Source organism: Desulfovibrio sp., assembly GCF_019424165.1.
In the GTDB taxonomy this organism is placed as follows: Bacteria; Desulfobacterota; Desulfovibrionia; order Desulfovibrionales; family Desulfovibrionaceae; genus Desulfovibrio.
This window is the reverse complement of the sequence record NZ_JAHZAA010000048.1, coordinates 1-8124: the sequence shown is the minus strand read 5'-3', so window position 1 is coordinate 8124 and position 8124 is coordinate 1. Positions and strand designations below refer to the sequence as shown.

Annotated in this window: 8 protein-coding genes and 1 pseudogene; 5 read left to right on the top strand and 4 right to left on the bottom strand. The window is 53.8% G+C overall.

From position 1 onward, the window contains the following. The 4 genes and pseudogenes from QZ377_RS11760 to QZ377_RS11745 form a co-directional block, all read left to right on the top strand. Positions 1–237 (top strand): annotated as a pseudogene (locus QZ377_RS11760) (glutamate synthase); the annotation flags it as partial. Next, a complete protein-coding gene (locus tag QZ377_RS11755; protein WP_291441327.1) occupies positions 225–1850 on the top strand; it encodes a glutamate synthase-related protein in 1626 nt (541 codons plus the stop codon). The pseudogene QZ377_RS11760 and the gene QZ377_RS11755, both read left to right, overlap by 13 nt. A gap of 22 nt (positions 1851–1872) precedes the next feature. Then, the gene (locus tag QZ377_RS11750; RefSeq protein ID WP_291441326.1) at positions 1873–3018 is read left to right on the top strand and encodes a 4Fe-4S dicluster domain-containing protein; all 1146 of its coding nucleotides are present in this window, start codon (positions 1873–1875) and stop codon (positions 3016–3018) included. Positions 3019–3196: 178 nt separating this feature from the next. Next, a complete protein-coding gene (locus QZ377_RS11745; protein WP_291441325.1) occupies positions 3197–3706 on the top strand; it encodes a nitroreductase family protein in 510 nt (169 codons plus the stop codon). 292 nt (positions 3707–3998) lie between these two features. On the opposite strand, the gene QZ377_RS11740 is transcribed toward QZ377_RS11745, so the two are convergent. The 4 genes from QZ377_RS11740 to QZ377_RS11725 form a co-directional block, all read right to left on the bottom strand. Continuing rightward, the gene (locus QZ377_RS11740) at positions 3999–4703 is read right to left on the bottom strand and encodes a DNA-3-methyladenine glycosylase (protein ID WP_291441324.1); all 705 of its coding nucleotides are present in this window, start codon (positions 4701–4703) and stop codon (positions 3999–4001) included. Further along, positions 4681–5181 (bottom strand): methylated-DNA--[protein]-cysteine S-methyltransferase, encoded by a 501-nt coding sequence (locus QZ377_RS11735; protein ID WP_291441323.1) that lies wholly within the window; start codon positions 5179–5181, stop codon positions 4681–4683. Before QZ377_RS11735 ends, QZ377_RS11740 begins: the two co-directional genes overlap by 23 nt. Before the next feature lie 80 nt (positions 5182–5261). Continuing rightward, the gene (locus QZ377_RS11730; protein WP_291441322.1) at positions 5262–5933 is read right to left on the bottom strand and encodes an Ada metal-binding domain-containing protein; all 672 of its coding nucleotides are present in this window, start codon (positions 5931–5933) and stop codon (positions 5262–5264) included. Beyond that, positions 5918–7345 (bottom strand): PLP-dependent aminotransferase family protein, encoded by a 1428-nt coding sequence (locus QZ377_RS11725; protein WP_291441321.1) that lies wholly within the window; start codon positions 7343–7345, stop codon positions 5918–5920. Before QZ377_RS11725 ends, QZ377_RS11730 begins: the two co-directional genes overlap by 16 nt. Before the next feature lie 186 nt (positions 7346–7531). Between QZ377_RS11725 and QZ377_RS11720 the strand changes: the two genes are divergently transcribed. Next, entirely contained in the window at positions 7532–7993 is a 462-nt protein-coding gene (locus QZ377_RS11720) for a pyridoxamine 5'-phosphate oxidase family protein (protein ID WP_291441320.1), read from the top strand. The last annotated feature ends 131 nt before the right edge of the window (positions 7994–8124 follow it).

Genomic DNA, 8124 nt, shown 5'->3' with positions numbered 1-8124 from the left:
GGTCCCAATGCCATCATCGCCCTTTTGCCTGACGGTAATATGATGACCTGCTGCGACTCAAAAAAATTGCGGCCCGTGGTTGTCGGCCGCCACAAGGGCATGGTGGCCATTGCTTCTGAGGTGTGCGGGCTTAACGCGATTTTGCCCGACCGTGATGTGGCGGAAGATATTTATCCGCATGAGCGGGAGATGGTGATAGTCGACAATGATCTGGCGGTGCAGCGATGGAATCAGTAAAAACCCAGGATGTCAGCGTCAATGATCTGTGCTGGAAGATAGATTATCGGCCGGACCTGTGCACCAGGTGCGGCTCCTGCGTGGCTGCCTGCACCTTTGCCGCCATTGAACCGTCGCGGGTGCGCCGTCGTACCCAGTCACGCAAGACACCGGATTCCGCTCAGGAATATGCCGTCCCACTTGTTATCAAACAAAAGCCCTCTATCCGCCATGCATGCGTGGGATGCGGCATGTGCGAAAAAAGTTGCCCCACCGGGGCCATACGCCCCGTGCGCAATATGGACCAACGCTTCGCTCTGCTGGCTCGGGAGCATGGCCCCATAAAGCGCGGCGGGCGCAGCAATCTTGCCACGCCGCGCACGCTTGACGCCATTGTCGTCGGGCGTATCAGCCAGATGACGGACCCGGCCCTGGATTCAGAACGACATACTTTTGATATGCGCGCCCCTTTGGGCCGTGTCATGCCTGCGGGGGATCTGCCACTCAGAATAGAGGGAACAAGCCTTGTGCTGGAAGGAAGAACGCCCACGGTAAACTGGATTTATCCGGCCATATTCAGTGATATGAGTATCGGGGCGCTGTCTACGCGGGCATGGGAAGCCATCGCTTTGGCTACAGCCTATCTCAATGAAAAATGCGGCATGCCCGTGCGTATGTGCTCCGGCGAAGGCGGCATGCCCGGCAAGCTGCTGGAATCAGCGCAACTGAAATACATGATTCTGCAAATAGCTTCGGGGCATTTCGGCTGGAACCGCATTATCAGGGCCATGCCCCGCATGAAAGCCGACCCGGCCGGAGTGCTCATAAAAATAGGGCAAGGCGCCAAGCCCGGTGACGGCGGCCTGTTGCCTGCGGCCAAGGTAGCACCGCACATTCAGGCCATACGCGGAGTACCCAGAACCACGCTGCATTCTCCGCCCAACCATCAGGGGCTTTACTCCATTGAAGAGTCTGTGCAGAAGATGCACCTTTCTCTCAACGCTGCTTTTGGCTTTCGCGTTCCTGTAGCGATCAAGTGCGCGGCTTCCGCCACATCCGTTTCTGTGTATAACAACCTGCTGCGCGACCCTTACAGGATTTGCGGCGGCTTTTTTATTGACGGTATCCAGGGCGGAACCGGTGCAGCCAATGAAGTCTCTCTGGAGCATACGGGCCACCCCATAGTATCCAAGCTGCGCGATTGTTATCAGGCTGCTGTGGCCCAGGGCCTTCAGGGGCAGATTCCCCTATGGGCTGGCGGCGGTGTTGGCCTTTCGGGCAATGCAGCGGCCGATGCCTTTAAAATGATCTGTCTTGGAGCCAACGGGGTTATCATAGGCAAGATACTCATCCAGTTACTCGGCTGCGTAGGCAACGAGCACGGCCGCTGCAATGCCTGCAATACGGGCAAATGCCCCACCGGCATCTGCACTCAGGACCCGCGACTGGTCAAACGTCTGGATGTGGACAGAGGCGCGCAGAGCATTGTTGATTACATGCTGGCCTTTGACGCCGAACTGCGCAAGCTGCTGGCGCCTGTGGGCAACAGTTCCATGCCTGTGGGGCGCTCAGACGCACTGGTGACTACGGACAGGGCCGTTGCCGACAAGCTGGGCATCCAGTATGCCTGCTAGATTTTAGCAAGAGGATGACAGTATGCTGCGAATGAATACGCTGCACAATCATGAACGCATGTCCACCCAGGATCTGTTGCTGGCTATTGAAGCTGCCGTTGACAGGGGAGAGACCGTTTTTCACATAAAGGCTTCGGGCCAGCACGATATAGGCGGTCCCTTATGGAACAGGGATGGCAAAAAGCTCATGTTTACCGTGAGCAACCCCGGGCAGCGTGTGGGATCTATGTGTCTGCCGGATACGGAAGTGCTGGTTGAAGGTTCGGCTTCTGCTGACGTCGGCTGGCTCAACGCGGGCGGGCGCATTACTGTGCGTGGTGATGCGGGCGATACCGCGGGGCATTGCGCGGCTGCGGGAGCAATTTATATTGGCGGGCGCGCTGGCGCGCGCTCCGGATCGCTTATGAAGCACGACCCCATGTATGAGCCGCCGGAATTATGGGTGCTCAAAAGCGTGGGCAGCTTTTCCTTTGAATTTATGGGAGGCGGCAAGGCGGTGGTTTGCGGCTACGAAAGCCAGACCATGCCGTCCATTCTTGGTGAAAGACCCTGTGTGGGCATGGTGGGCGGGGTTGTGTATTTTCGTGGCCCTGTGAGCAGCCTTCCTCCTGATGTCTGCGTGTGTGCGTTGACTGACGACGATATTGCGTGGCTGGATGCAGGTCTGGAGGCGTTTTTATCCGCTATTGACAGGCCGCGCTTGCGCAAAGAGCTTTCCGTATGGAAACACTGGCAAAAAATTATTCCATTGCCCCAGGAACAGCATGGGTGCGAAGGCGCTTTTTGCATGACGCAATTCCGCGCCGGGGAGTGGATTGAAAATGGTATTTTCAGTGACGTGGCCCCGGATGATTTTGCCGTTAACGGGCTTGTTGCCGTAGGGGAGTATCGCCTGCGCGTGCCTGTGTGGGAAAACTTTGGATCGGCCGGGCGCTGTTCGCTCGATAATTCGCCCGCCCGTTCGCTGACAAGCGCCGGGGCGTGCCGTGATTGCAAGATATGCATCAAGTCCTGCCCGCAAAAAGCCATCACGCGCAAACAGACAGAAGAAAGTTTTGACTACATGGCCGATTCCAGGCGCTGCACAGGTTGCGGCATCTGCGCGGCAGTATGCCCTTGCGACATCTGGCATATGCACCCCAACCGGGACATGCCTCAGGGGGACTGAAGCGCATTTGGGGGCTGTGACGCCGTAAAGTTCGCTATCAATGACGGCCAGCGATGAAAAAGATCAATATAGTGCAATGGTGCCGGTCGCGCTGAAGTGCAGGCATATCCAGCTTTTTCTTTTGCATGTTATGATGCATACTGGAATTGTGAGACAGTTTTTTTCAGGAGAGTACCGTATGGACATTTTTGAAGCTCTTTTTACCCGCCGCAGCATCCGCAAATTCACGTCCGCAGATGTGAGCGACGCAGATCTCGAAATCATGTTGCGGGCAGCTATGGCTGCACCCAGCGGCCACAACCGCCAGCCCTGGCATTTTGTGGTTGTGCGCGACAAGGCCCTGCTGGCGGAAATAGCCAATCGTCATCCCCATGCAAAAATGGCCGCTGAAGCGCCGCTTGCCATTGTGGTCTGCGCCAATCCCGCTGAAGCCAAGGAGCCGCGCTACTGGCAGCAGGACTGCACCGCCGCGCTGGAGAATATGCTGCTGGCAGCGCGCGGCAGAAATATCGGTACAGTGTGGTGCGGCCTGCATCCGCTTGAAGACAGAGTGGAGCCTATACGCCAATTGTTGAAAATTCCTGCGGAGATCAACATCCTGGCCCTGGTTGTGGCCGGGCATCCGGCGCAGCCTTTTGACGAGGTTGACCGCTATCGTGAGGACAAGGTTCATCATAATGGCTGGTAAGTAGTTTTTTCTGTTGCAGGCTGGCAACTGCCTTGCCGTTTTGCGCGGGCCGCTCCGGGCTATAGTCCGAAGCGGCCCATCTTTGTTTTGTGTGCTCGTAGCAAATAAACTTTCCGGTCCGCTAAAGACAAACCTGGCTCACCTTGTGTGTGCTGCGATACTTGATCATGCAGATTGCAGACGGATGCGCATTTCAAGAGTGAGCACGCCCAAAGCTCTGGCAAGGCAGAAGTGTTGCGGCGTATCAGGAGGGAGATGCTCTCCGGCCGCCCTCACGTAACGGATAAAATTGTTACGGATTCTGCGTTTTCTGCTTTTTGACCGGTTGCCGCGTTGCAGGTTTGACTTTCTTTTTGGGCGGCGCGTAGTCTTTGAGGCCGGCGCAAGCGCCCCCGGCTATGGCCCACAAATACAGGCTGGCTGTGGTGGCATGGGGGGAATAGCGTTTTTTGTATCTGGTAAAGAGCGCGGGGGTGATCTGGCGATGCCTGTACAGCATGCGCAGGCCACGTTGAATTGCCAGATCGTCCCAGCTCAGGATATCCGGCCGCTGCATGGAAAAAATCATGATCATTTCCGCAGTCCATACGCCTATGCCTTTCAATTGCACCAATTGGGCGCAAATCTCCTCATCTGTCAGGGACGGCAGGCGGGCAAGGTCCAGCCTTCCATCCAGCACAGACTCGGTAATACTCTTGATATAGGCTGCCTTACGCATGGATATACCGCAGGTTTGCAGGCTTTCCGCGCTTATTTCCCCTATATGTTCCGGCGTTATGGGGCAGAATTGTTCGCGCATGCGCTTCCAGATGGTGGCCTGGGCTTTTGTTGATATCTGCTGGCCCACGATGGAATTTAAAAGTGCGCTGAAAATGTCCGGTGCAACTTCGCGCCGGATGTGCCCGATTTCTTCCATAGCAGCGGCCAGCACCGGATCGCGCGATTTAAGCCATGATTTTTCTTTTTCGCCGTATTCAAAATAATGTGTATTGGGCATGAGTTCTCTCTGGTTGCCATATTTTTTCATGATCAAGCAGGTACTGCTTGATGGCGAGGCCGCCCGCATACCCGGTAAGGCTGCCGTCATGCCCTATGACACGGTGACAGGGAACAATGATGGCAACCGGATTGCGGTTGTTGGCCATGCCCACGGCACGGCTCCCGCCGGGCTTGCCGACCATGACGGCCACATCTTTATAACTGCGCGTTTCTCCGGCTGGAATGGTCTGTAGCGCCTGCCACACCTTTTCCTGAAATTCCGTGCCGCCGAGGTCCAGGGGCAAATCAAATTCTTTTCTGTTGTCTGCGAAATATTCCGTAAGCTGGCATTCCGCTTTTTCGATAACCGGGCTTTTTTGTAGCGTAAAGCCGTTTGGCGGAGCCTCTGTGCTGAAAAATACCTGGCAGATGGCTCCATTTTTTTCAGCTATGCCGATCTTGCCGATGGGGAAGGTGTAAAACCATAAATGTTTCATGGTATAGCTCCAGTTGGCGGCGCATTGCCACAGGCAACATGCCTTTTTTCGGTATTGCTGCGGCAATGTGGGAAAAGGCGTCAATCTGCGATTACTGCACGTTGTGCTTGTTGCCGGAATTTCGCAGGGCTTGTACCTGTTTGTTTTTTGAAAAACGCATAAAATGAAGCCAGGCTTTCAAAGCCTATGGCAGACGCAATATCTGTGATGAGCATGTTTGTTTTTTCCAGCAGCGCGCAGGCCTGCCGTTTTCGAACATGACCAAGATACTGTACGGGCGTCAGGCCGTAATGCTGCCGAAAAACAACCGCCAGATGGCTTTGCGAAATGCCGAGATGCTTAAGCTCGGCTTGCAGGCGATCGCGTTTGTTGAAATGGCAGTCGATAAGCTCTCTGGCCTGTCCGGCAAGACGTGCCGCGGGATCGTATTTTTCCAGATCAGGACGGCAGCGTTTGCACGGGCGTAGTCCGGCTTGTTCCGCCTCGGTCGTGGTCTGAAAGTACGAAACATTTTTCCGCAACGGTGTTCGCGATTTGCAAGAAGGGCGACAGTATGCGCCCACGGTTTTTACCGCATAAAAAAATTGTCCGTCATAAGACGGGTCGCAGTCTAGCAACGCCTGCCACATGGTCGCATCTGAAAGTTTTTTCATGAAAAACCTCACCAGTGCCAAAGGCATAGCACAGGCATCCGCATTCGTCTTACCTGTTTTCAAGATGTAATTCCTGCTTGCCTTCAGGGCAAGAACCATACTTTTTCAAGCCGTTCCAGGGCCGTGACGATGTCCGGCTCAGTCAATGTGCCATAGCCCAGGAACAGGCAGTTGGCAGGGCAGTGCGCCTTGTTCTGCCAGAAAGGCGAGGCAGGGTATACACGCACGCCGCAAGTGGCGGCCTTTGCCACAAGGCTTGCTTCGTCCGGGCCTGCGGGAAACTCCAGTAAAAGATGCAGGCCGGCATTATGGCCGTGCATACGCACGCGCTTGCCAAACAGGCGGTCAACCGTGTGGACAAAGAGGTCATGCTTTTTTTTCTTGCGCAGGCATATTTTTCTTAAATGTTTTTCCCAGTGACCCAGTTTTATGAAACTGCTCAGGACCGCTTGCTCAAGCCAGGGAACCGTGCATTGGAAATCAGAAAAAACAGTGCGGAATCTGGCGGCGAGTAAGGGAGGCAACACCATATAAGACATGCGCATGCCCGGAGAAAGTACTTTTGAAAATGTTCCCATATAAATGACACGGCCGTTCTTATCTATGGACTGCAGCGAAGGAATCGGCCGGCCATGATAGCGCAGCTCGCTGTCATAATCATCTTCGACTATAAAACCGTCATTTTTTATGGCCCATTCCAGAAGTTTTATACGTCTGCAAATGGGCATGACGACCCCTGTGGGAAACTGGTGCGAAGGCACAATATGAACCAGCCCGGCGGATGATGCCGCAAGGCTTTCTATGTCTATGCCGTCGCTATTTACAGGAACAGGAAGTATGCCTGCGTTGAAAATTTCATAGGCTGCTCTGGCTCCCGCATAACCGGGATCTTCAATGGCAACAAGCGCGCATTTGTCTTGAAGCAGGCGCATGACAGCAATGATCGAAGGCTGTAGGCCGCTGCATATAATAACCTGCTCGGGGGCACAGCAGACACCACGGCTGCGATAAAGGTAGGAAGCCAGCTCCCTGCGTAGGGAAAAACTGCCGCAGGCATCTCCGTATTCGTGCATAGCAACCGTTTGGCGGTTGTTTTTATGAAGAGACGACAAAATGTCGGCCATCAGCCTGCGCCATATGGCGGCAGGAAAAATTGAAGCGTCCAGGTTTTCGTAATTGAAATCGTAGTCTATGTGGTCCTGTGATCTCGGTTTTTTTTCGTCCGGCGTGGTCAGACTGGTGGCACGGGGGAGCCCGGTCGCATGCATGTGGCTGTATACGCGATTCACCCTGTATCCGCTGCCGGGGCGCACGCGCACATAGCCCTCAAGAACAAGCTGGGCATAGGCATTCTCAACCGTATTTTTGCCGAGTTGCAGCTCCTTTGCCATGACGCGTATGGAGGGCAAGCTGGTGTCAGCGCCTCTTGATCCTGTAAGGATTTCTTTTTTTATCTGTTCATAAAGCTGTTGGTAGAGTGGTGTTTTATCGGCAGTATTCAGATAGAGCATGGTTTTTTCCGCGATGCACACGTACCCGCGCCTTACGAAAAATCTGAAGGCTCGGACGGGCTTACTGACTGAACCGGCTTAAAGCGTCAGGTTAAAAAAAGCAAAACTGTCCCTGTTCAAAGATATATATTTTCAACTATCATGGAGGTCAAAACAGCATAAGCGAGGGAAGTTATGCAGGCAAGAATGAAAAAATATCCATTGGCTGAAGAAAAAATACGCGCGCTGCTGAACACGGAACCTGTGGGCAGACTGGCCAGTATTGGGGGAGATGGTTTTCCATATATCACGCCCGTACATTTTGTTCTTTTGCATGGGCAAATATTTATTCACGGTTTGGCCGTGGGGGAAAAACTGACCAACATCAAAAAAGATTCCCGCGTGGGCTTTGAGGTGGAGAAGATGCTCGGGCTTGTACATGATGATAAGTTGCCCTGTGATACCAATACCACGTATGAAAGTGTCATAATAAGAGGAAGGGCAGCCCTGGTTGAAGACTACGAACTGAAGCTCGCCGTTCTGGATGCTTTTGTGGCCAAGTATGCGCCGCACCACACCGGCAGGGCATATCCTGAATCCATGCTCAAGATGACGGGCGTTATTGCCATTGACGTACAGTCCTGTACGGGAAAATATTATCCTGCGTAGCGCCCTGTAATCAGCAGTGAATTATGGCAGATTTGTGGATAAGCCCCTGTGTGGATATTTGTATCTGCCAGGGGCTTTTTTGTGCTGTCGCCTACGGCATGTGCTGCTTTTGAAAATATGCCTTTTCAAAA

Coding starts and splice junctions, on each gene's coding strand:
- QZ377_RS11755 (WP_291441327.1), top strand. CDS start 225: ATGGAATCAGTAAAAACCCAGGATGTCAGCGTCAATGATCTGTGCTGG.
- QZ377_RS11750 (WP_291441326.1), top strand. CDS start 1,873: ATGCTGCGAATGAATACGCTGCACAATCATGAACGCATGTCCACCCAG.
- QZ377_RS11745 (WP_291441325.1), top strand. CDS start 3,197: ATGGACATTTTTGAAGCTCTTTTTACCCGCCGCAGCATCCGCAAATTC.
- QZ377_RS11740 (WP_291441324.1), bottom strand. CDS start 4,703: ATGCCCAATACACATTATTTTGAATACGGCGAAAAAGAAAAATCATGG.
- QZ377_RS11735 (WP_291441323.1), bottom strand. CDS start 5,181: ATGAAACATTTATGGTTTTACACCTTCCCCATCGGCAAGATCGGCATA.
- QZ377_RS11730 (WP_291441322.1), bottom strand. CDS start 5,933: ATGGTTCTTGCCCTGAAGGCAAGCAGGAATTACATCTTGAAAACAGGT.
- QZ377_RS11725 (WP_291441321.1), bottom strand. CDS start 7,345: ATGCTCTATCTGAATACTGCCGATAAAACACCACTCTACCAACAGCTT.
- QZ377_RS11720 (WP_291441320.1), top strand. CDS start 7,532: ATGAAAAAATATCCATTGGCTGAAGAAAAAATACGCGCGCTGCTGAAC.